Origin of the sequence: Actinoallomurus soli (assembly GCF_024055715.1) — a bacterium.
Taxonomy (GTDB): domain Bacteria; phylum Actinomycetota; class Actinomycetes; order Streptosporangiales; family Streptosporangiaceae; genus Actinoallomurus; species Actinoallomurus soli.
This window is the reverse complement of sequence record NZ_JAMXMV010000041.1, coordinates 1-22419: the sequence shown is the minus strand read 5'-3', so window position 1 is coordinate 22419 and position 22419 is coordinate 1. Positions and strand designations below refer to the sequence as shown.

Below are 22419 nucleotides of genomic sequence, written 5' to 3'. Positions count from 1 at the left end.
ATTGACGGGCGCGATCGGACACCCTATCCTCAGCTTAAATTTCTGCTGCGTGAACTACAGGTCGCCCGACTTTGCGGAGACGGGCAGCCTCACCAGGCGATGCCCCGTGCCTGCCGCAATACCGAAGCGACCGAATACCCGATCACTGCACCCGACAACAATATCAGACACACGCCTAATGCAATTGCAGGAATTCTCCGCCCCCCGTGACCACTCGAACGGTGACAACACGAATGCCGTCCAAGGATGGGCTTGCGCCGCTGCGGTTCGGTGGCTGGTACAGCTACCGCGAGTGGGCGGAGCATGGCTTCACTCCCCGGGCCGCCCACGTCGGCTCCGACGAGCCACAGAGGGAGAAACCCGGCGACTCCGGACACAAGCCGGCCGCGAATGCACCACAACCGGAGAAGACTCGCGGCAAGGACGTGAAGGGCCGTCCGGCACGGCCGAGCCGCTCTTCACTCGCGGAGGCAGCGCCTGACGCCGGCCACGCGCCGCCCGCTCCCGTCCCCGGCCGGGCGCAACCGGTGTCCGGCCCTGCCGCCCCGCCCCCACCCCTCACCGGCCAGGGGCCGCCACCCCCGCCGACGCCCCGGGCCACCGGGCCGAGCGCGCGCTGGGCCGGGCCGCAGCCCGCCCCCACGCCTGTCACCCCGCCCGCTGCGAACCAGCCGGACGAGCCACTCATCCGCCCGTACGTCCTCACCGGCGGACGCACTCACCCACAGCGCGAACTCGCCGTCCACGCGCTCACACTCACCACCGAGAAGGGGCGCGCGCTAGCGGCCGCGCTGACCAGCGAACAGGCTGCCATTTGCCGGATCTGCGAGGTCGCCGTCTCGATCGCCGAGGTTTCCGCGCTGCTGAACGTCCCACTGGGGACCGCCCGGGTCCTCGTCGACGACATGTCACGCCAGGGGCTCGTCTCGGTCATCTCCCCGCAGCAGCAGGACGGCCACTCGACTGAGGTGCTGATGAGGGTACTAGAAGGACTGCGCGCGCTCTGACCCCCAGGCCGCGAAGACCGGGGACCGCTTGTGCACCGGGTGACAGGGCGCCACGCAGTACGTGTGGATGCCGAGTTTCGGTTTGTGATCGGTGTCGCTCACCGGACTACTCACGATCTTGTTCCCTCACCCAGCCCGTCCCGAGTATCACCAGGCGCTGTGCGACCGGAGGGTCGGTGCGCGATAAGGACATACACCCATCTGCCGGGACGATCGGGCGGCTCAACGGGTGCCTTTGGGACGCACCCAGGAGAGGGCACCGAATAATATATGTGAACGGCGTTTCCTTCTTGTTAATACTGCATTTCGCCATTGCGCTCCGGGAATCAGATGCCGTAATTTTCCTTTGGAAAATATGATGTATCGACCCGTGACGGTGAACCTCTATGAAATCTGGCGTGCCCCGGCAGATGGGCTGGCGCACATCACGACGCAGCACGGCCCGGTACGGGGTGACGGGGCGCGCGACAGCGTGTGTACAGGCCGTCCTGGCGCGGCTCCATGACAATGGGATGATCACGCTCGAGACCCCTGGCGTGCCCGACGGATCGGTGGTCCTGCGGCCCGCCACGGGTTCGGCCCCGGATCAGGCCGCCGTTGGGGCGATGTCGGTCTTGAGGGTGGACGCCTGGCGGGGTGAAGCAGGCCGGCCGGAGCGATCTCCCGAAGCGGGCCGTCCGGCACGACTCCGTGCTGCCACCCACACGGGTGTTGGACCGGCCGCCACTGGTGGTGCGTCGTCGGCGGATGATCTGTTCGCTGTACCAGGTGGCGCCATATCGGTGGAGCAGATCGAAGACGATGCCACCGCGGCGGCCGAATGGGCCAAGGAAGCTGATCGCGCTCGGCTTGACGGTCGGGGTCCAGTACCCACAAAGGCGTGGGGTAGCCAGTTCTGCTGGTCATTCCTCGGAGAGTTGACGCGCCGCTGGTCCCCGACACGACCGTTGCCGGATATGCGATCGGCCCTGCGGTGGCCGTCTTTCGACGCGTGGACGGATGTGATCGGCCCTCTGGCGGAGGCCACAGCCGGTACGCGCGTCATTGTCCGGTTGGGGAGTCTCTACGGGCCCGGTCACGCCTTCCTTGTGTACAACGCCGGTGTACAAGGACTAGCGCTGATCTATCCCGATCAGCACGCGAAAAATCCCGACGGCTTCATCATCAAGGTCGGCACCACGCAGGAGATCATCGACTGGCTCTCCGGCAAGGCCGGCGGACCCCATCGCGTTCTCGGTACACGGGACCGCGTCCTTGGCTCGGCAGAGGGTCTCCCGCTGATCAATCCCCGCGCGCACTTTCAAGCAGCGAATGGCCAAGAAATCCACCTGCTCAAGAAACAGCCGAGGCCGGAATCGAAGTCGACCGCCCAGGCCGTGACCGACGCCACCCACACCAGTACCGGCATGACCCCGTTCACGCCGGAGAGACGCCCCCACGGGGAGATCCGCGAATCCCTGGCCGCGTCGCTGACCGCGCTCGTACTCGAGTTGGAGGCCCTGACCCGCTTTGCCACCCACCAGGCCTCCCCCATTCCAGACGACGCCCTGCGGAAGAACCCGCTGCTGCGGGCGCTGGAGAAAAACGGCATCGCTCTGGTCGACGAGGCGGCGACGGCGCGCTCGTTCATCGATGAGGCGAGGACCGTCCTCGCCGGCACGGTCGTGGCGGACGCCGGGCGGCTCACCAGGATGCGAGGGTTGAGTCAACGGCTCCGTGATGAGATCGATGCGTTCGGCCGCACGCTGGAGGAGCGTGGGCGGATCCTGCGGCTGCAGGAAACCGCGGTGGAGCTGCGCCGGCTTCTGAGCGGCACGGTGGCCTCGGGCCGGGTGCGCCGATGGTTGGGCCGTGAGGTGCGGCGCTTGGAGGCCGAGGCTGCGCGGGAGTTCGAGGGCATGCCGGGCGATGGCGCCGGCCTCACGCCGGAGCAGCGGGCGGCATGGATCCGGACCGGGATCGAGCATGCGGTCGTACGTCATCAGGCCAGGCTCGCCTTCCGGATGGAGAGCCGGGCGGCGGCTCGGCGGATAGCGAGCGCCCTGACCTCGGCACGAGAGCCCACTCCGGAACAGGTCGCCCGCTCACTCGAAGAGGTGATCGCGCGGCCACCGGACCGGGGAACGATCAGCCCGAGGATCGACGGCGAGTGGGCGCAGCGGTTGGCGTACTTTTGGCTGCTCCACGAGCGGGCACAGCTCGATGTCGCGCTGCTCGGTACGGACCCGCCCACGCGACGCGCGAAGCGGGTCGAGTTGCGGATCCTCTACCTTGCCCTGCGGCAGCGGCTGTCCGAGCTGTTGGGCGCCGAGGCGACTACGGACGCGATCGTCGAGGCGGAGCTGGCCGAGCTGAGCGACGCTCTGCTGTCAGCGATCAGGCCGATCGAAGCGGCGCGGCGGGAGGAGGAGGCCCGTACCGGTGTTCAGCCGTCGGAGGTCGTTCCGTCCGAGCCGGAGGCCCGGTACCTCCTGCCTGCGTATCTTCGCGGTTCGCTCGGTCCGGAGCTGGTCCGGGAGGTCGCGCCGGAGCTGGCGACGGCGTTCGCCGATGAGGTCGTGGCATTGTTGCCGCAGTGGCTGCGGGCGCACTACGCGGACCGCGTCCGCGAGCAGATCACGAAGGATTGGCTCCTCGACAACTGGGGAGACATCGCGGGTGGCGCAGCGGCATTCGGCGTCGGATTGTTCCACGTGACGTTGTGGGCGCAGATGAGCGGCGGATCCCAGCTCGGCGACGAGATCCACGTGCGGCCCAAGCACACGACCGCTCTCACCACGGAGTCTCGCGCGGGTCGCGTCCATTTCTTCATGTCCGACGGGACACTCAACGTGGCGTGGGCGATGGACGCGTTCGGGGGTGACCACATCGGCGCCCTCGACCTGCACGGTCACGACGCCTTCGCGGGCGTCGCCACCTACGGCTGGGCCGACCACTACGAGAAGCCACAGTCCGGGTACGGCGCGCGGATCGACCAGACGGTCAAGGGCAGCACCTACCGTGCGGTGCCGTTCGGGATGAGCGTCCAGGCGTTCGCGAAGGTCGAGGTCGTCGGGCTGCCGGGATTCTCCTGGTCGCGGGACAACACCGAAGCGGCCCCGATCCTCGGCAACGGCGTGAAGCTGGCCGTCTCACGGGAAGTGCTCTACCCATTGAACGAGGCGGCCCGCGCGGTCTCACGTTCGGTCTTCCCCCGCCTGCGCGACGGCCGCTGGGAGATCATCCCGGCGAGCCGGGTGACGCCCGATGAGCCGGTTCGCCTGCCGCGCTGGTCGTGGGTTCAGGCGTTCGACGGTGCCCGTGCGCTGGCCGCGGCGGTCACCCTGGCGGTCGGCGCCGAGCCAGGGTCGGAGCTGGAACGCCGGGTCCAGGCGGCGATCACCCCGGAGACGGTCATCGCGGCGTTCCCGCTGGCGCGGAGCAGACGCGGCTGGGAGATCACGCTCGGCGCACCGGGTGATCGGCCGGATTCCGTCACGGTGCGGTTCGAGTTCGTGAACCCGGGCCTGGTGCTGCGGGGTGACAGCGGCACGTGGGCCGACTACGCGCAGACGCTGGTCACCTATCAGGACGTCGTAACGGCACACGCGGACATGATCGACATTCCGCCGACGCTGATGTTCGCGGCGTTGCAGCTCTACCAGAGTAAGGCGATCGGCGACGCTAGTCCGGGATTTCATATGCTGACGTACCTCATGCCGTGGCTCTGGCGTGAGGCGGCGCGAATAACGTCCGGGCTGAGCGGCGACGCCAACGAGATGTCCAGCGTCCGACTGGTCGGGGAGCCCACCGCGCTCATCGCGGTCAAGACCAGGGCGGTCATCGAGGTCGGGCATGGCGGCGGCTCCCCGGCAATGGTCGACCTGCCCGGCGATGGCACCACGCTGCGGGTGCTGGACCGGGACCTGCCGCGGTGGTTCGGCGACGAGCTGCCACCGCTGCTCAACGGGCCGGGCATCGAGACGCCGGAGCAGCGGCTGATGGCGCCGAAGACGCTGGAGCGATGGTGGCCGGCGTGGGTGTGGATCGCCGACCTCGGCGAGAGTCTGGAGAACCTCTACCAGCCGCTGGTCGACCAGATCAACCAGCGGTATCCGGGCGCTCTGCCGTACCGGGCACCGGGCCACGCCCGCAAGTGGGTGACCAGCCCGATCGCCGAGGCGAACCTGCGAGCGTTGAAGCGCGCCCTGTCGAAGGAGCAGTTGGCCACGAGCCTGCCGCGCATGCGCACGACCGGCGTACCGATCACGTTGCAGTGGAAGCAGTACGCCGGCCTGACCCGCCAGGTGTACGTGTGGCTGCGGGCGCGACCCGTGGACGAACCACGGTTTCAGTACCGGATGCCGGACGGCGAGCAGGACCTCTTCACCATCAACACGCATGACCTGACCGGCTCGAGCGAGCAGATGTGGGGAAGCTGGTGGGGTGCGCAGTTCGTCTTCAGCCTCGCCGCCCTTGGGCTGAACGCGCTGGAGGCGACGGAGCTCCGGCCGATTCTCGCGGCTCGCCTGGCCAAGACCTTCGGGATCACCTCAGGGCACTTGCTGTGGTCGATGTTCGGAGCCTCGATCGACGATCTGGCGGTCTACGACCAACACGTCCAGATCGAGGCGACTCTCAGCGCCGATCCCATCCCGCGTGACCCGACCCTCGATATGCCCGGGGCCTACCCTCCGGATGCCGAGGATGAGGGAGTCATCCCCGGCCAGCACCTCGTCGACATCACCGAGGAACCGCAGGACGGGCACGACCACATCGTCGTGACGATGGAGCGCGAGGACCCGAACGTCCGGGTGACCGACGACGGGCGGGTCATCGCCACCGATGACGTCACGTTCACCATGCCGGTGCAGCTCACCATGAAGCCGGTCACCGGCGAGGACGGGCAGATCACCTGGGTGCCGTTCTATGACATGGCGGGTGACCACCCGGTATGGACCGCGGAGGATGAACCGGAATGGCCGGACCAGTCGGTGCTCCTGCCCTACCTCGGCGGCGTACGGGAGGAGATCGAGCGGGCGTTCGCCGAACGCTTCGGTGTCGAGCTGCCGGCTTGGGAACAGGTGCGGTTGACCGATTCGATCCACCTGTTGACCGCCCGTATCCAGGATCTCCAGCACCCGGCCGCCGGGGACGAGGAGGGCTGGCCGATCTGGGAGGGCAAGGTCGGCTTCCGCGAGCGGGACGTCCTCGACGGGCAGTGGGGTGAGGCCGACGCGAGTGTGCACATGAGCGCCCGGGTGGTACGGGCGGAATCCGTCACGCTCGCCGACGGCTGGGGCACCTACAACGAGTACGGGAGCCTCGACCTTCACGGCCTGTACGAGGAGTTCGGCAAGGGCCGGCAGCTTGGCCTGCGGGTGCGGTTCCCGATCAGCCTGAGCGAGGACACGACGCTCACTCCCCAGCCCCAACTCCTCCGGCGGGTCGAGAACAACCGCGGCAGGAACTCCGAGCTGTCCGGCTCGCGCAGCCGGATGACGCTGGACGTATCGGCGGGAACCAGTTTCGTGGTACTCGGCAGCGCCGAGATCGAGTTCGACGTCACCCTCGCGGTGAGCGGCGTCACCGCGGATCCGAGTCTCACCATCGGACGCGACGGATGGTTCGTGCACAGCGCCGAGCAGGCCGATGAACTCGGCCTGGTGCCGGCGCACCGGAAGACCGGCCAGGCCCCGCCGGAGACCGCCCCACCCGAGACGGCCACCGGGCCGACGGCCGTGCAGAAATGGCCGGGCCCCCGGGTCAAGGAGAAGGAACTGTACGTGCCGAGCTGGCTGCTCGACGGCGAGCACGGCATCGGCAACGCCGGCGTTCACCGATCGCCCCGGACGCGGGAGTTCGCGAAGAAGATCTATCAGGAGGTCAAGAACGCCTGGGGGCACCACGTCGCGGCTGAGCTGGACAAGGAGATGATCAAAGCGCTGTCCTCGGCGGGCTCGGTCGCGGTGATCGACGGCGGCCTGGCGTTCGACGTACCGCTCGGCGACCACTTCCCGATGGTGCGGACCGGAAGCCTGCGGGTGGTGCTCAAGGGCCGCCTGAAGGACCCCGGCTACCAGGGCATCAGCATCGACCGCTTCAACTCCGGTTTCCAGGTGAGCGGGGAACGCACCCGGGAGAAGACCACGGACCGGCGCGTCCGCTGGGCCGCAGACGCGCGGGGCTGGATCATTCACGACCTGCACCCCGCCCATGGCGGAGACCCGAACTCCTTCTGGTACAACCACACCTACAGCGACGGCGCACAGAACGAGCGAAGCCGCAACGAGTCCAGCAGTGCCGAGTCCAAGGTCTCCCACACCGGCACCGGCAACTCGGCCCTGTCGTGGTTCGGCGTCGACTTCACCGCCGACCTCGAGCTGAGCGAAGCGCCAGTCCTGCTCTTCGACCTCGCCACACTCGGCCTCCTTCACACCTCACGGTCCCTGCGCGTCGAGCTCGCCCAGAACGGCAAGGCCGTCCAGCTTCATCTCGACCCTCAGCTGATGACCGCGGAACCACCCCCGGTCCCCCCCATCACCGTGCTCCCCAGCCCGGCCAAGCTGCCCACCGTTCTGGACCGCAGGGCCCCGCGTGCACTCTCCGACGCCCAGCGCGGGGAACTCGGCGCGACGCCGCCGCGACGCTTCCGCCCCGGCACGACGACCGAGGCCCTGCGACACGCTTTTCAGATCCCGGCCGAGGCGTTCCAGGACGCCCAGCTGATCGGCCTTCCCGGACTGGACGTCCTGCAGGGACTGGCCAGCGACCTGATGGGCGCGCCAGGTGGCGAATCATGGTTCTACGCCTGGGGCGACATCTTCCGGCAGCTCACCTCCACGATCACGCAGACGCAGTTGTCCGGCCGGCCGGCGGAGCTGTTCGGCCCAGGCGGATTCGCGTTCCCGATCCGTGAGCCGGGCCGGTTCGGTGGCTACCTCGGCACACTCACCCTCGCAGTGCACGCCCTGGAGTTCACGTTCGAGACCACCACCCCCGAGGTGATGATCCGCAATGCGAAGAACCGCGCGTCGGTCGTCCGGACCAGCGGCGGCCGCAGCAAGGTGACCTTCCACTCGCCGTGGGCGCTTCTGGACTTCCAGATGGGTGGCCGCCCAGCCGACGGCAACAACGCCGCCGGGCCGTTCTTCGGCGTGGACTACCTGGGCGTCGACACCACCGTCATGGCCGACCGCGGCGCCAAGACGATGTTCGAACGCGGGCCGAAGACCACCGGCCGCAATGTGACCCTCGTCGGGGTCAAACCGACCTATCTGCTGATCTGGCAGGCGAAGTACCGCGACCCGTGGTTCGTGGAATACACCCCGGACGTCAGCGAAGAGAACGGCGCCCTGCTCCGCGTACCGACAGAGAATCTGAAGCACTGGCAGAAGGCCCCGTGGCACGACCGCGATCTGGAGGCCGTCCTATCGACGACCGGTTGGATGACCGGCATGGCCGGCGATGCCGCGACGCGCCTGCATGGGACCTCCTCAACCGCCGTGGCCCCGACCCCGTATATGCCCGGGGCCTACCCTCCGGACACCGAGGACGGGGAAGACGCGATCGAGGTGATCGCGGCCGCCGCCTCCGGCCACGGCGAGGTCCTGGTGGGTGACGGCCGGGGAATCGCCGATCCGGCGATACACCGGCCGCCGCCCGATCTGTCCAGCGGCGATCCCCTGCAACGCAGTCGAGGATTCCCACGTTTCGCCACCCACCCTCCACTTCACAGTGCCACGGTGAGGGATGAGAACAAAGTGGTCGATTCCAACGGCGTGATATGGCAAAAACCTTCCGCCAGCGGCGACGGCGAGTTCTGCGTCAATGTCGCCGTGGCCTGGCTGAGATAGGCCCATCCTCCTGCGCGGGGACACCGGCCAGCCGCCCCGGCTTGCGCGCCGGGGCGGTTCGCGTCTCCGGACAAGGTCCGAGATCTACCGCGGGCCGTTCCCGTGGGCGGGGCAGGCAGCGGAGCGCGCGGCAGGAAGGCGGCGGCGCAGAGCCGCCTGCTGGATGGCGGGTGGGTCGTAGGCCATGTCGAGCGTCCCGATGTCGGTACCGGGCGGCACGACGGCGTCGATCTGGTCGAGGATCTCGTCGGTCAGGGTGGTCTCGGCCCCTGCGAGCAGGTCGTGGAGGTGATCCATGGTGCGCGGTCCGATGATCGCGGAGGTGACGCCGGGATGGGTGATCGCGAAGGCGACCGCAAGGTGCGTCATCTTGATTCCGGCTTCCTCGGCGAGCACGATGAGTCGTTCAACGGCGTCGAGTCGACGCTCATCACTCAGGTGTTTGAAGCCCGTCGTTGCTCGACGGGTGTCGGCGACCTGCCCCTTGCGGTAGCGGCCGGTGAGCAGTCCCTGTGCCATGGGACTCCAGACGAGCGTGCCCACGCCGTACTGCTGGCAGACGGGCAGCACGTCCCGCTCGATTCCGCGGTTGAGAATGGAGTAGGGCGGCTGCTCGGTGCGGAAGCGCTGCAGACCGCGCCGCTCGGCCACCCACTGCGCCTGCACGATCTCGTGAGCCGGCGTGCTGGAGGAGCCGATGGCTCGGATCTTGCCCGCGCGCATCAGGTCGGTGAGTACCGACAGGGTCTCCTCGACATCGGTGCTCGGGTCGGGGCGGTGCATCTGGTACACGTCGATGTAGTCGGTTCCCAGGCGGCGCAGGGAGTCTTCAATCGCACGGGTGATCCAGCGGCGGGAGTTTCCCTGCATGTTGGGGTCGTCACCCATGGGAATGTGAGCCTTGGTGGCCACCACGATGTCGTCGCGGCGGCCCTTGAGCGCTTTTCCGACGATCTCCTCGGACTCGCCGCGAGCGTACGCGTCCGCAGTGTCGATGACGTTGATGCCCGCGTCCAGCGCCGCATGAATGATTTTGATGCAGTCGTCATGATCGGGATTGCCGATCGCGCCGAACATCATCGCGCCGAGCGCGTAAGGACTCACCTTGATTCCGGTGCCGCCCAACGTGCGGTATTGCATGACGGTCCTCTTGGAGAATGCGTGGGGTAGGGGTGGCTCCCCCTAGGACCGCAACGGAACGCCGTTCACGTGAAGCGACATGAAGCAGCGTTCCGTTGCGCAAAGGGGGTGAGTTGCGTGGAAACGGGCCAGTCAGGAGCACAGAGCGCCACGCGCGGCGCGATGTGCAGCGTCATGGCGAGCCGCAGATCTAGAAGACCGCAAGGGGATTGACCGGGAGTCCCGTGGCGCCGCGCACGGGAATCGTGCCGAGTGCGAACAGGAAGCTGTAGCGATCGATTTCGGCGCACACCCGCGCCAGCTCGGCCACGTTGACGCAGTCGATCAACGGCATCCCCAGCTGGGCGAGCGCAATGTAGTGCAGCACAGGCAATCCGGCTGACGGTTCAGGGAGTTTGTCGCCGATGTCGCCGGCGTACAAGCACACTTCACGCTCCGCCATCCACTCGACGGCGCTCAGCGAGGTGGTCGGCAGGGGGCCGAAAGGATCGTCGGCGGCGACCCATCCCCCGCGCACCACCAGCGCATCACCGGACTCGACTCGCACTCCCTGGCGCTTCTCGGCCGCCGCCAGGTCGTCTGCGGTCACGGCATGGTTCTCGGCGAGCCGTCCTCCCGGCGCCAGGTCGAGAAATACCCCCCGGGTCACGATCCCGTCGACGAACGCCGACGAAGAACTCCGGCTGACCGTCGCCCCGGCGGTCGCCTCGGCGAGTGGGACTCCGGGGTAGACGGTGTCGTCGGTCGGTATGTGCGCCAAGGCGTCGATGTGCGTCGAGCGCGCGTGGTGAACGTTGATCAGCAGGACATCGGTCAACGCCTGGGCGGGCGAACCGGTGAACGTCATCGTTTGCAGTACTGCGGAAGGCATGCCGTGCTCGGCGAAAGCGACCGGCGCGGCCATGGGCACCGGTGTGATCGGGTGAGCCAAGGAGACAACACGGCCGGTCATGGCTTCGGCCACGCCGCGGGCGCGCGCTGCGGCCGTGATGAAATTCAGGGTGCCTCGGTCGTCGTCAGCCCCCCATCGGCCCCGATTGGTGAGCGGCTTTTCTGATCGCGGCCGGGAGATTTCGTTCGTATCCATTTTTCCTCGCAGGTTCGTGGTCGACTTGATAGAGGTGCCGGCTCAGCGCGGCTCGGCCGACGTCGTGAATGTCGAGGACATCAGCTGGGCCATTGAGGGCAGCGGTCTGTCTTCCTGCTCCAGGCGGGGTCCTGGGCCCGTCCCGACGAGTTCGGCCGTGGGTTCGGTCGTTGCCGACGTTGGCCGATGCGGTGTCGCTCATAGGAATGATTGCCCTTCTGGGGGCGCGCAGGTCGATGCTGAGCGACGATCCGCCAGGGCGAGAATCCGGAACACCGCTCCACAACACGATACGGAGCTTTGCTCCGCCTTGCAACCGGAGGCGGACGGACCCCCGTGTGCCAGCACGCCCCATGAGGTCGTGCGGCCATGGGTTCACGTAACCTTTTTGATGAGTTGGCCACCGCCATTGAGCAGGGCTTGGCATTCCTTGAGCCGGTGACCACCGCGATCGTCTCCCATCTGCCGGGTTTGGCATTGGACGCCTCGGTGCTCGATGTCGCGTGCGGCACGGGAGAACCGGGCCTGACGCTATTGCGTCAGGCGGTCGATCGGCGTCTACTCGGCGTCGATACCGCCGGGACGATGGTAGAAATCGCCCGCCGAAAGGCAGCGTCAGAGGGCCTGTCCGGCGCCCGGTTCGAGATCATGGACGCTCAGCGACTGGCATTGCCTGACGCGCAGGTAGACGCTGTGGTGTCCAGGTTCGGACTGTTGTCATTCGCCGACCCGGTGGCCTCGGCCCGCGAGGCGGTGCGAGTGTTGCGCCCGGACGGCCTGCTCAGCATCGCCGTCTGGGATTCGCTGAACAAGAACATACTCGCGTACGCCACCGCCTCGGCCTTGGAGGAACGCCTGCCGTCAGGGCTGGCCGCGCTGCTCACCGATCTAGAACGGTTCGCCATGCCCAGCCGGCGAGAACGGTGGTTGACAGATGCGGGCATGTCCCAGGTGGACAGCGAATTCTTCCCCTGGACCGTGACCTTTCCGGACGAGGCCAGCATGGGGGAGTTCAGTACGGGCCCAGGGCTGTTCCAGCAAGTCTTTTCAACCCTCGACGCCGGCGCGTTGGATGCGGTACGGGAGCGCTTCGGTCGCCTCCTCGGCGAATATCGGCGCTCCGACGGGTCGTACGCCTTGCCGTACGTCTGCCGGCTCATCTGGGGACGCCGCTGATTGAGCGGTGAGGTGTGGATCAGGTGGTCCCGGGCTCCGGCAGCGAGGTCAAGGAGTACGACGCCGAGCGCGCCCTGGCCTACGTGCGGCAGGCTGTGGCCGACGCGGTCGAGGCACACGGCCCATCCGGAGCGAAGCCGCCCGTGGTCCCGATACGGGCGCTTCGAGGAGCACGATGGCCGTCGCGCTCCTCGAAGCGCCTGAGGTATGGCCTTCCGCGACGGTCAGATGGTGGGGTGCTGGTCGCGTACGGGGCTGAGCGACTCCAGCAACGACGCGGTGTGCAGGATCGTGGACTCGGAGTGCCAGTTGGCCGCCACCTGCACACCGATCGGCATGCCGTCGCTGCTCGTGCCGAACCGCATGGACAAGGCCGGGAGTCCGGTCAGGTTGAACGGGATGGTCGCCGTCTGTATGTGGGCGGCGTCCACCGTCTGACCGTTGATGGTGAACTGGGTGAGTCCGTGCTCGTGGGCGGGGATGGGCAGGACCGGGAGCAGGAGGACGTCGTACTGCTGGAAGTACTCGGTGAACGCGTCCCGGAGACGTTCGATGCCCTGCTCGGCCAGGACGTAGTCCTCCACGGATGTGTCCGGGCCGGCGAGCATGGACTTGGAGACCTTGGCCATCTGGTCCTCGTGACCGGCGGTGACGTCCCGGAAGGTCGGCTTCACCTCCATGACGTGCTGCCGGTAGAAGAGGTCGAGAGGGTTGTCGCGCTCGAACGCCGGGATGCTCACACCCTCGACCTGGACCCCAGCGCCCTGCAGCGCTTCGGCGGCCTTCTGGACGGTGGCAGCGACCTCCGAGTCGATCGGGCCGAGTCCGGAGTCGATCAGCCAGCCGACGCGGACGGGCCGGTCCGGTGACGCGCCCAGGCCGGCGTCGAACTCGCGCGGAACGGTGGCGAAGCCGTCGACGCCGTCCGGGCCGGATAGCACCGAGTACGCCAGTGCGAGGTCGCGGATGGTGCGGGCCATCGGGCCGACGTGCCAGTCACGGCGCGGCGCCCGCGGCCAGACCCCCGTCATCGGGATGCGCCCGTGCGTTGCCTTGAGGGCGGCGATGCCGGTGTGAGCAGCCGGCCCACGCACCGAGATGGCCAGGTCGCTTCCGAGCCCGAGCGGCGACATACCGGCCGCGATCGCCGCCGATTCCCCGCCACTGGAACCACCGGACGTACGGTCGAGGTTCCAGGGATTGTTCGTCCTGCCCGTGAGGAGGTTGTCGGACTCGGTCGAGTAGGAGAACTCCGGGAGGTTGGTCTTCGCGAGGAGGATCGCACCGGCGCGCTTCATGCGCGCCACGCTGGTGGCGTCCGTGTCCGGGATACGGCCCTCGAAGATCGGGGAACCGCGCTGGGTCAGCACCCCGGCGGTGTCGAACGAGTCCTTGACCGTGAACGGCACGCCGTGCAGCGGCCCGACCTCCACGCCCGCCGCGAGCGCTTCGTCCGCGGCCCTCGCCGCATCCAGAGCACCCTCGGCGAGCGTAACGATGGCGTTGACCTTCGGATCGGTCGCCTTGATGCGATCGAGGTGCGCCTGCACCACCTCGACGGATGACACCTTCCTGTTGCGGATCAGTTCAGCGAGTTCGCTCGCGTCGGAGTAGATGAGATCGGTGGTCATGATGATGTCCTAACTAGACCGGTCTACTCCAATAGACCAGTCTACTAGTTTGCCGCCCAGGCCGGTGTGCCACAGGCGGCGGGGGCCTGTCAGACGTGGAGCACCTGGCGCGTGACAGTCATGGCGCGGTCGAGATGGTCCGGGCTGCGATGGATCTTCGCCATCATGCTCGCTCCGAGCCACAGGCCGTAGAGAGCCTCGGCCGTCGTGCGGGGGCTGTCATCGACGGACACGGACCCATCCGCGATGCCGTCGATGATCATCTGCTCCAGGCGGTCGACGATCGCCGTGGTCCCCACTTTCGTCGCCACTCTCATCACCTCGGAGAGGTCGGCGATCTCCGCACCGAGCTTGACGACCAGACACCCGCCCTGGCAGTCGTCCACGACTTGCGTGTCGTAGAAGTTCTGCCAGTACCTCATCAGGCGCTCCGCGGGCCTCTTGCCCTTATCGGCAACAATGCCATCCATGGTCGCGAGGTAGTCGTCGAAGTAGCTCTCCATCATCGCCTCGCCGAAGGCGTCCTTGGAACCGAAGTAGTGGTAAAACGACCCCTTCGGGACGCCGGCCGCGGCAAGGATCTCATTGATGCCGACCGCGGCGTACCCCTTCGCGGCCACGATCCGCCGTGCGGTATCCAGAAGCCTCTGACGTGTTTCCATCTTGGTGGCCGGCATGGCCTGACCATACCACCGGATTAGACCAGTCGTCTTGACGGTGGAGCGGGAGCTGGACCAACTACGTGCCGACCGGATCGGACTCACCGCGGCGATCGCCGGCAGGGCCGGCGCCAGGCCGGTCCGGTCGGCGAGGGCTCCGATCAGTGGCGGCCCGCAGGCGAAGCCGCAGTATCCGATCGAGGTGATCACCCCGCCCCGGGCAGCCGCGCGTGCGGGATCGCGGCGCCCGTGACGAAGGCGGGTCGCGGAAAGACACAGAAAGCACAGGACTTCCGCGATCTCGCACGGCCGTGCCACCCTGCCCCGCGCCGGCACTTTGGTCAGCTGCGACGGGATCGCCGCGGTTCTGCGGGTCGGTGTCCTGACCAGTGACGTGGTCGCGGCCGAGGCCCGCAAGGCCGCCCAAGCCGACCCGCGGCCTTCGGCCACGACCGGCCCGACCGCCACGTCAGGGCGGCCACCGGCACCGCCGGTGGTCAGCGTATGAGCGTCAGGCCTCCGCCTCGGCCAGCCACTTGTCGCGTGCGCTGAGCAGCAGGGCGCCGAAGCCGTCGTGGGGCACCAGGTCGCCGCCGTCACCCGGCCACCACTCGTAGGCCCGCCATTCGCCGTCCGCGCCGATGTGGTCCGCGCTGAGCACCCAGACGTCGCCCTGGTTGGTGTCGGTGGAGATCAGTACGCACCGTCTGAGCTCGGACTCCAATTCGGGGAAGTCCATGTGCCCGAACCACGCGGTCCACATCTCGGGGTCCGCCTCCGGGTACCAGCCGATCTCCTCGACCCTTCGCAACGTGCCCGCGTTGGTCGGCATCTTGGCCCAGCCGTCGCTGACCAGCAGGAAGTTCCGGTAGCTGGGCGGCAGCCGGACGCCGAGCCGCTGCTCGGCGGCGCGGACCGCGTCCTCGCCCGCAGGCTGCGTGCCGGGCCATCGGGTGGCGGGACCGGTCAAGAACTCGCGCCATTCGGGGACGGTCACCGGCGGGGACATTCGCATACTCCATTCGGGATGGCGGTGCACGGCGATCTTAAGGGAGGTCTCGTCCTGACGTCGTCGGACTACGTGCGACGAACCGGCAAATGCCTCATGACCAACAAGACTGCCTTGGGTTCGACGAGACGGGACAGAAAGCGCTCAAGGCCCCGGCACCGAGAAGCGAGGTGAGGCCGGATTCAAATCGGGTCTCCCCCATCTTGGGCTTTCCTCGGCGGCCCCCTGTTCGAACGGCGCCGGCAACCGGGGAGAGGCGCGGTGCACCCACGCACGGGCCCAAGGACGATGTCCGTGGCGGGGTCACTCCGTGTCGGGCCGCTGTCCGACCTCGCGGGCCCAGAGCCACTCGGTGAGGTGGGCGACCGCCCGGTCCCGGTGGCGCCGGTAGGTGTTGAAGGACAGGTGCAGCTGCTGGGCGATGCGTTCCTGGGTGGTAGCCGGGTGCAGGAACGTGCGGTCCACCAACGCGCCCAGATCGGGCCGCAGCACACCCGCGCCCGTGGCGAACAGGTCTCGGAGCGTGTCGACGGACGGCCGATCGCCGCGCTCGTGCTGCCGCACCACGCGCGAGCGCAGCAGCGGGTTGTCTCGTATCCGCTCCGGCGCGTGCAGGTCCCGCAGAGCGTCCCGGACGGCACGCGCGAACTCCGGCTCAGAGAGCACCGCCTTGCCCTTGCCGGGTTCGGTCAGCTGAACCGGCGCACCGGTTTGGCGGGCGCGGACGAAGCGCAGCCACTCCGTGACGTCGACGCGGCGCCAGTCGTGCGCGAAAACGGGGAACCGCCTGTCGCCGACCGCGTACTCGGCTCCTGACGCGGGCTGGAAACCGAGGTTCGCGAGGGTGTGGCACCACCGGGCCGCGTCGGCGTACGCGCCCACCAGCGTCCATGCCGAGTTGTCGCCGCGGATCAGGATGTCAAGGGTCTGGCAGGCCGCGAACAGAGTCACCGACGGCGAAGAGAACTGACCGTGGTCGCGGTCGAGGAAGAACCGCCAGGCCCGTACCTGTTCGCCGGGGCGGGGTGCGCCGTTGTCATGTGCGTAGCGCCACATGGCGGCTGCCCCCGGGTCCTCGTCGAGCTCCGCCCCGGTCAGCTCCAGGCACGCGGCATAGCCACGCGGCTCCCCCGACAGGGAACGGAACACCCAGAATGCCGCGGGCTGCCGCGTCATCCAGTACGCGGCCAGCGCGGCCTGCTGTTCGCCCTGCCAGGCCGAGGTCATCGCGATGATCGGATCTCGATCCCCGTCTCGCAGCCGGTCGGCGTACGCCTGCATCGTCGGCGGCGGCGCGGTGCACGTTTCGATCTTCGAGCGGGCACTGGCCGCGACGATCGTGTCCACGAGCAGCTGGATCTGTTCACGCTCGTCCACCGACGCGCGGATCCGAGCGAGCATCGCGGCCGCGATCCTACTCTGCAGATCGGCGTACCGGCCGGGGGCGCGCCAGCGCAGGTCCGAGTCGAGGGCGTCACGAGCGATGTCATGCGGGTACAGCCCCCGCGGTCCCTCATCCACGAACGGCAGCGCGCGCAACCAGGCGAACAACTCCCCGGCATCCGCGCCGATCACCTCGTGCAGAAGTTCTTCGGTGGTCACGGGCGCGTGTGCGCAGATCTCCAGCACCGCCCGGTGCCGCGGGCTCGGCGCCGCGTCGACCGCCTGCGTCAGCAGCGCGCTCACCACGTCCGGCAGATCGGCCAGCGTGCGCGGTTCGGCACCCCGGCGTACCGCGTCGACCAGCATCGACAGGGCCAGCGGATGGCCGTGGCTGATGGCCAGCAACCGGCCGTGCCACTCCGGCGGCACCTGCTGGACCGTCAGGTACCGCCGCCCGTCGTCAGGCGACAGGTTGTCCAGCGCGACGACCCGCATCAGGTCCCGCCATGCCGGGTCCGCCCGCCACTGCGCACGGGGCGCCTGACGCCCGGCGATCACCACGAGCACGTCGCCGGGCAGCGAAGGCAGGTATTCCTCGCGTACCCAGTCGTCACTGTCCGCCAGCAGTTCATAGGTGTCGATCAGCAGGACCGGCCGGTCACCGCCGGCCACCGCGGGCATCGCGCCCGGCGCCAGCCGCAGATGCCGTACGTCGACTCGGACCACGGGGCGTCCAGCGGCTTCCGCTACCTCCCCGAACACCTCGAGCAGCGCACTCTTGCCGACACCACCCGCTCCGTGCACGAAGATCAGGCCCGGTTCGGCCAGCGCGGTCCGAAACAGCGACACCTCGCTGTCCCGGCCGACGAACGAACGCCTGCGCAGCTCTCGCAGCCGCTCGCCCAGCACCGCCACGGATCAACGTTAGCCCAGGCTCACCAACGGCCGGAGAGCCCCCCGGCCGATCCGCCAGGCACACCGGGCAACGCATGGGCAGTGGATGGGCAGTGGATGGTCTTCCGAGGCGCGACCGGCCGATTGATGATCAGGGGCGTCGCAGTCGTCGCGGGCTTCGGCCAAGTCCATTGAGCGGTCCGGACGGCGCAGACACAGCAGCCGTGCCCGGAGCCCGTGGCCCCTCCGATCCCATGCATGGCTCCAGCAGCCCCGCGACGTGAAAGGCAGGACATGGCGGTGGAACTCGGTGACCTCGTCCCGCGCGAGGCCGCAGGCCCCGTGCGTCAGACGGTGGTGTACATGCGGGACCGACTGGATCGGCCGGTGACCGTCGCGGAGCTGGCCGGTGTGGCGCGGTTCAGTCCCTCCCACTTCCTGCGAGTGTTCAAGCGGGCTACCGGTCACACGCCGCACCGCTACCTCACCCTGCTGCGTGTCGCCGAGGCCAAACGACTGCTGGAACGTGGTGTCACGGTCACGCAGGCGGCGCAACGGTGCGGGTTCTCCAGTACGGCACACCTGTCCGCGGTCTTCCCCCGCGAGACAGGTGTACGCCCGTCACGCTGGGTTCGCCCGTCACGCCGGCAGCCGACCAGCGACCACGGCACAGGCGATCGCCCGGCCCGTTCAGTGATCACGGACCTGCCGGAAGGCGTTCCGCAGCTCGCTGACCAGGACGCCGGGCTGTTCCCAGCCCGCGAAGTGCCCGCCGTACTCCATCTCGTTCCAGCTGATGAGATTGTGGTACCGGTGTGCCGCCCAACGCCGGGAGACCGGGAACGGTTCGGCCGGAAACAGCGTGAAGGCGGTCGGCACGGTCACGGTCAGCGCGTTCTGCGTCTCCGCGTCCCGCGGCGTCCCCCGCGCCGCCTCCCAGTACCAGCGCGCGGCGGAGGCGCCGGTGCGGGTGAACCAGTACAGGGCGATGTCGTCCAGTTGCTGGGCCACGCTGACCCCACCGCCCGCCTCTGGTCGCGTGTCCGAAAAGGCGACCAGTGCCTCGCTCAGCCACGCGGCGAGCCCGGCGGGAGAGTCGAGCAGGGAGTAGCCCAGCGTCTGCGGGAGCACACTCTGGACCCGCACATGGGTGGAGCCGGTCAGCATGAACCTCTCGCGTCTGGCGAGCATGCCCTTCTCCGTGTCGTCGGCCGTCGCCACGTCTTCGGGCAGGGGCGACGCGAACGGCATGGTCAGATGCAGGGCGGCAACCCGCTCGGGCACCAGGCGAGCCAGCTCGGTGCTGACGAGCGCGCCCCAGTCGCCGCCGTGCGCCCCGAAACGTCCGTACCCGAGCCGCGTCATCAGATCTGCCCAGGCCCGTGCGGTACGGCCGGGATTCCAGCCGGGTTCCTGGGGCCGCTCGCTGAACCCGAAGCCGGGCAGGGCGGGCACCACCACGTCGAAGGCGTCCTCAGCGGACCCGCCGTGCGCGACCGGGTCGGTCAGCGGCCCGATGACGTCCTCGAACTCCAGCACCGAGCCGGGCCAGCCGTGCGTCAGCACCAGAGGAAACGCGTCGGGCTCGGGAGAGCGCACCCACCAGAACGCGATGCCGAGGCCGTCCAGACGGGTGCGGTAGTGCGGTATCGCGTTCCACCGCTTCTCCAGGGCCCGCCAGTCGTGCTGTCGCCACGCGTCGAGCAGGCTCCGCAGGCGACTCAATCCGATGCCCTGCGCACCGTCCGGAACCGTCTCCGCTTCAGGAAGCCGGACACGGTCGAGACGCTCCCGCAGGTCCGTCAGGTCGCGTTCGGGAATGCTCACTGGAAAGGGTTCGATCTTGACCTCGCTCACGACCGCGACGCTAGGACACGGACACCGCTCCGCTCGATACACAAAATCGCTCAGTACGCCGACGTCGCTCGGTTCCACGCTTCGCACGGGACGGCCGGCCGCGACGAAGCACCTCGGCATGCCGTACTTCGACTGGATCACCGCCGATCCGGCCCGCGCCTCGCTGTTCCGTGACGCGATGGGCACGTTCATGGCGACCCTGCGCCAGGGAATGCTCGACGGGTATCAACCGTCCACCGGCGATGTCATCGCAGGCCGGCCTGCCGGATCAGAAGCTGTGGCGCGTCAACGCCGGCGCCGACTCCGGGGCGCTCAACAGGGCCGCGCGCGGCAAGGTCGACCAAGACCCAAGCCGAATAGCCTGCCCGCAGGGATCCGATCGGGTCCCGATGGGGCCGGGGTGGCCGGCGACGAGGCGACTGAGTCGCCGCGCACCGTGGAAGACAGGGTTGCGGCTCCCGCGCGGCGACGTCGTTCAGGGCGCTGTGGGTGTCCTGGGCCGGTCGGCGTCGGTGGGGGCGGGGGCGTGGTGCAGGAGGCCGGCGAGGAGGACGTCGACCATGTGGCGGGCGCGGTAGCCGGGGAAGGTGTCGGCGCCGATGCACAGGTTGCCGATGGCGATCATCAGGTCCAGGGGGCGTACGTCCGCGCGGATCCGGCCGGCGTCGACGCAGGCCCGCAGCAGCCGGTCGAGGACCGGGACGAGGCGGTCGACGAACTCGGCGTGCAGGCTCTCCAGCCCCGCCTGGTCCGAGTGCAGTGCCTCGGGCAGGCCGTGCTTGGTCACCAGGAAGTCGGTGAACCGGGCCACCCAGGACCGCAGAGCCTCGTAAGGGTTCTCGGGGTTCTCGCCGGAGGCGCCGGCCGGGGTCGCGGCGAGCGCGTCGACCTGGTGGCGGAAGACCGCGACCACCAGGTCGGGGCGGGTGGGGAAGTGCCGGTAGACGGTGCCCATGCCGACGCCCGCCTCGGCGGCGATGTCCCGCACCGGAGCGTCGATGCCGGCGCGGGCGAAGACGGCCGCGGCGGCGTCGAGCAGGGTCTGGGCGTTCCGGCGCGCGTCGGACCGCTTGCGCCGCTCGCCGCGGGCCTGTGGCGTGTCTGCCGGTGACATGCGGGCACCTCCAGGTTGCCAAGCGGAGCATTGCTCCATATATTCGGATTCGGAGCGACGCTCCGGAACTGATTGTGCCAGCTCGCCCCAATCATCCCTCCCACTAGCGAGGACTCCCATGAGCGACACCGCATCACCCCCTGCCATCACCGACCCGAGCGCGCCGGTCATCTCGGTCGCGCCGGTCAGGCTCACCGCCCCCGACCGCGGCCAGGACCTGCTGGTACGGGTCACCGCGCCGACGACCGGCCACAACCTGCCGGTCGTCGTCTTATCCCCCGGCAGAACCCCGAACGCGTCGCGCTCGTCCAGCAGGCCACCCTCGCATCCCTGCGCGCCGCACTCGGCCTCGACGACAACGCACGGCCCACCGCCCACGACTCCCTCACCACGACCAGCAACCCGCTAGGAAGGATCGACTCGAAGTGACCGACCCCGTCGCGTCGACCCGCGGCCCCAGCTTCGGAATCATGACCGCCCCATCCCAGGTCACCTACCAGGACGTTCTGCGGGTCTGGCGTGAGGCCGACCGGATTCCGCAGATCGAGCACGTCTGGCTGTTCGACCACCTCATGCCGCTCGGCGGCGACCCGAACGGGCCAACCTTCGAGGGCTGGACACTCCTGCCCGCTCTCGCAGCCCAAACCGAGCGACTGCGTCTGGGGGTGATGGTCACGAGCAACAGGTTCCGCCCACCGGCCATCCTGGCGAAAATCGCCGCCACCGTCGACGTCGTCTCCGGCGGCCGGCTCGAGTTCGGCATCGGCGCAGGTTCCCGGCCCGACGTGCCGCTGGCCCAGCGCGAGTACGAAGCGCACGGGCTCCCCTTTCACGATGCCACCCATGCTGTCGAGAGCCTCGCCGAGGCGTGCACGATCATCCGCAGACTGTGGACCGAAACCGAGCCGTTCGACTTCAAGGGCGACTACCACCGGCTGACAGCTGCGTTCTGCAATCCCAAGCCCGTGCAGCGGCCCCACCCGCCGATCGTGATCGGCGGCCAGTCCACTCCGACGCTACGCGTGGTTGCCGAGCATGCGGACCGGTGGAACATGCCCGGCGGCAGCATCGACGTTGCGATCGCACGCAATGCCAAGCTGGACCAGTTGTGCGCCGAGATCGGCCGGGACCCGGCCGAGATCACCCGATCCATCGTCCTGCCGGCCTCCTACGACCGGCCTGACGATACCCGCCACGCAATCCGTGCGGCCCTCGACAGCGGGTTCCGCCACATCGTGCTCGGACTGGCCGCGCCTTACCCGACCGAGGTCGCACGCTGGGTCGCCGACACCTTCATCGGCCCCCTCTCCGACGAGAGCTGAACCAACAGGCCACCGCCTACGGCCACACGGCGGCCGCATCACCGTCCCCTGAACCGAGGAACCGCCGATGACCAGGACACACCCACCGCTCGATCCGGACTCGCCGCAGTGCTGACGGTGGTCCACGAACATCTGTCACCGACCACCACCGCCGAGGACATCGAGGAACTGCGGGCCTCGGGACTGTACGGTTTTCGGTGTAACTCCTGATCAAGGAGTTACACCCGATGACGACAACTGAAGTGAAGGCGGACGCCGCGGTGGCTGAGCCTGGTAAGCCGGCGAAGGGCAAGGACGCCGGGCAG

12 protein-coding genes and 1 pseudogene are annotated in these 22419 nt (G+C 68.5%); 5 read left to right on the top strand and 8 right to left on the bottom strand.

Annotated features, from left to right (window positions below; translation table 11 throughout):
* The first annotated feature begins 233 nt into the window (after positions 1–233).
* The gene (locus NDW01_RS41655; protein WP_252830129.1) at positions 234–1007 is read left to right on the top strand and encodes a DUF742 domain-containing protein; all 774 of its coding nucleotides are present in this window, start codon (positions 234–236) and stop codon (positions 1005–1007) included.
* 782 nt (positions 1008–1789) lie between these two features.
* Positions 1790–8842: a hypothetical protein gene (locus NDW01_RS41650; RefSeq protein ID WP_252830127.1), complete on the top strand. Its 7053-nt coding sequence runs from the start codon at positions 1790–1792 to the stop codon at positions 8840–8842.
* Between the two features lie 84 nt (positions 8843–8926).
* Here NDW01_RS41650 and NDW01_RS41645 read toward each other — a convergent pair whose 3' ends face one another.
* Together NDW01_RS41645 and NDW01_RS41640 are read right to left on the bottom strand one after the other, a co-directional pair.
* Entirely contained in the window at positions 8927–9982 is a 1056-nt protein-coding gene (locus NDW01_RS41645) for an aldo/keto reductase (RefSeq protein WP_252830125.1), read from the bottom strand.
* 190 nt (positions 9983–10172) lie between these two features.
* On the bottom strand, positions 10173–11069 hold the full coding sequence (locus NDW01_RS41640; RefSeq protein ID WP_252830123.1) for a cyclase family protein: 897 nt from the start codon (positions 11067–11069) through the stop codon (positions 10173–10175).
* Positions 11070–11438: 369 nt separating this feature from the next.
* On the opposite strand from NDW01_RS41640, the gene NDW01_RS41635 reads away from it, so the two are divergent.
* A complete protein-coding gene (locus tag NDW01_RS41635) occupies positions 11439–12245 on the top strand; it encodes a class I SAM-dependent methyltransferase (RefSeq protein WP_252830114.1) in 807 nt (268 codons plus the stop codon).
* Between the two features lie 224 nt (positions 12246–12469).
* On the opposite strand, the gene NDW01_RS41630 is transcribed toward NDW01_RS41635, so the two are convergent.
* From NDW01_RS41630 to NDW01_RS41615, 4 genes are all read right to left on the bottom strand, one after another.
* Positions 12470–13876: an amidase gene (locus NDW01_RS41630; protein WP_252830112.1), complete on the bottom strand. Its 1407-nt coding sequence runs from the start codon at positions 13874–13876 to the stop codon at positions 12470–12472.
* Between the two features lie 89 nt (positions 13877–13965).
* A complete protein-coding gene (locus NDW01_RS41625; RefSeq protein WP_252830111.1) occupies positions 13966–14553 on the bottom strand; it encodes a TetR/AcrR family transcriptional regulator in 588 nt (195 codons plus the stop codon).
* Between the two features lie 493 nt (positions 14554–15046).
* Positions 15047–15544 (bottom strand): SMI1/KNR4 family protein, encoded by a 498-nt coding sequence (locus NDW01_RS41620; RefSeq protein ID WP_252830109.1) that lies wholly within the window; start codon positions 15542–15544, stop codon positions 15047–15049.
* Between the two features lie 303 nt (positions 15545–15847).
* Entirely contained in the window at positions 15848–17842 is a 1995-nt protein-coding gene (locus tag NDW01_RS41615; RefSeq protein WP_252830108.1) for an ATP-binding protein, read from the bottom strand.
* A 237-nt stretch (positions 17843–18079) separates the two neighbouring features.
* On the opposite strand from NDW01_RS41615, the pseudogene NDW01_RS44610 reads away from it, so the two are divergent.
* Positions 18080–18445: pseudogene (locus NDW01_RS44610) on the top strand (helix-turn-helix domain-containing protein); the annotation flags it as partial.
* Between the two features lie 66 nt (positions 18446–18511).
* Here NDW01_RS44610 and NDW01_RS41610 read toward each other — a convergent pair.
* On the bottom strand, positions 18512–19678 hold the full coding sequence (locus NDW01_RS41610; RefSeq protein ID WP_252830107.1) for an epoxide hydrolase family protein: 1167 nt from the start codon (positions 19676–19678) through the stop codon (positions 18512–18514).
* Positions 19679–20153: 475 nt separating this feature from the next.
* Positions 20154–20792, bottom strand: a complete 639-nt coding sequence (locus NDW01_RS41605) for a TetR/AcrR family transcriptional regulator (protein ID WP_252830106.1) — start codon at positions 20790–20792, stop codon at positions 20154–20156.
* A gap of 425 nt (positions 20793–21217) precedes the next feature.
* Between NDW01_RS41605 and NDW01_RS41600 the strand changes: the two genes are divergently transcribed.
* Entirely contained in the window at positions 21218–22114 is an 897-nt protein-coding gene (locus NDW01_RS41600; RefSeq protein WP_252830105.1) for an LLM class flavin-dependent oxidoreductase, read from the top strand.
* Positions 22115–22419: the final 305 nt, after the last annotated feature.

What these genes read in the sequence shown, in the direction of transcription:
- NDW01_RS41655 (WP_252830129.1), top strand. Translation starts at nt 234, where the DNA reads ATGCCGTCCAAGGATGGGCTTGCGCCGCTGCGGTTCGGTGGCTGGTAC.
- NDW01_RS41645 (WP_252830125.1), bottom strand. Translation starts at nt 9,982, where the DNA reads ATGCAATACCGCACGTTGGGCGGCACCGGAATCAAGGTGAGTCCTTAC.
- NDW01_RS41640 (WP_252830123.1), bottom strand. Translation starts at nt 11,069, where the DNA reads ATGGATACGAACGAAATCTCCCGGCCGCGATCAGAAAAGCCGCTCACC.
- NDW01_RS41635 (WP_252830114.1), top strand. Translation starts at nt 11,439, where the DNA reads ATGGGTTCACGTAACCTTTTTGATGAGTTGGCCACCGCCATTGAGCAG.
- NDW01_RS41630 (WP_252830112.1), bottom strand. Translation starts at nt 13,876, where the DNA reads ATGACCACCGATCTCATCTACTCCGACGCGAGCGAACTCGCTGAACTG.
- NDW01_RS41625 (WP_252830111.1), bottom strand. Translation starts at nt 14,553, where the DNA reads ATGCCGGCCACCAAGATGGAAACACGTCAGAGGCTTCTGGATACCGCA.
- NDW01_RS41620 (WP_252830109.1), bottom strand. Translation starts at nt 15,544, where the DNA reads ATGTCCCCGCCGGTGACCGTCCCCGAATGGCGCGAGTTCTTGACCGGT.
- NDW01_RS41605 (WP_252830106.1), bottom strand. Translation starts at nt 20,792, where the DNA reads ATGTCACCGGCAGACACGCCACAGGCCCGCGGCGAGCGGCGCAAGCGG.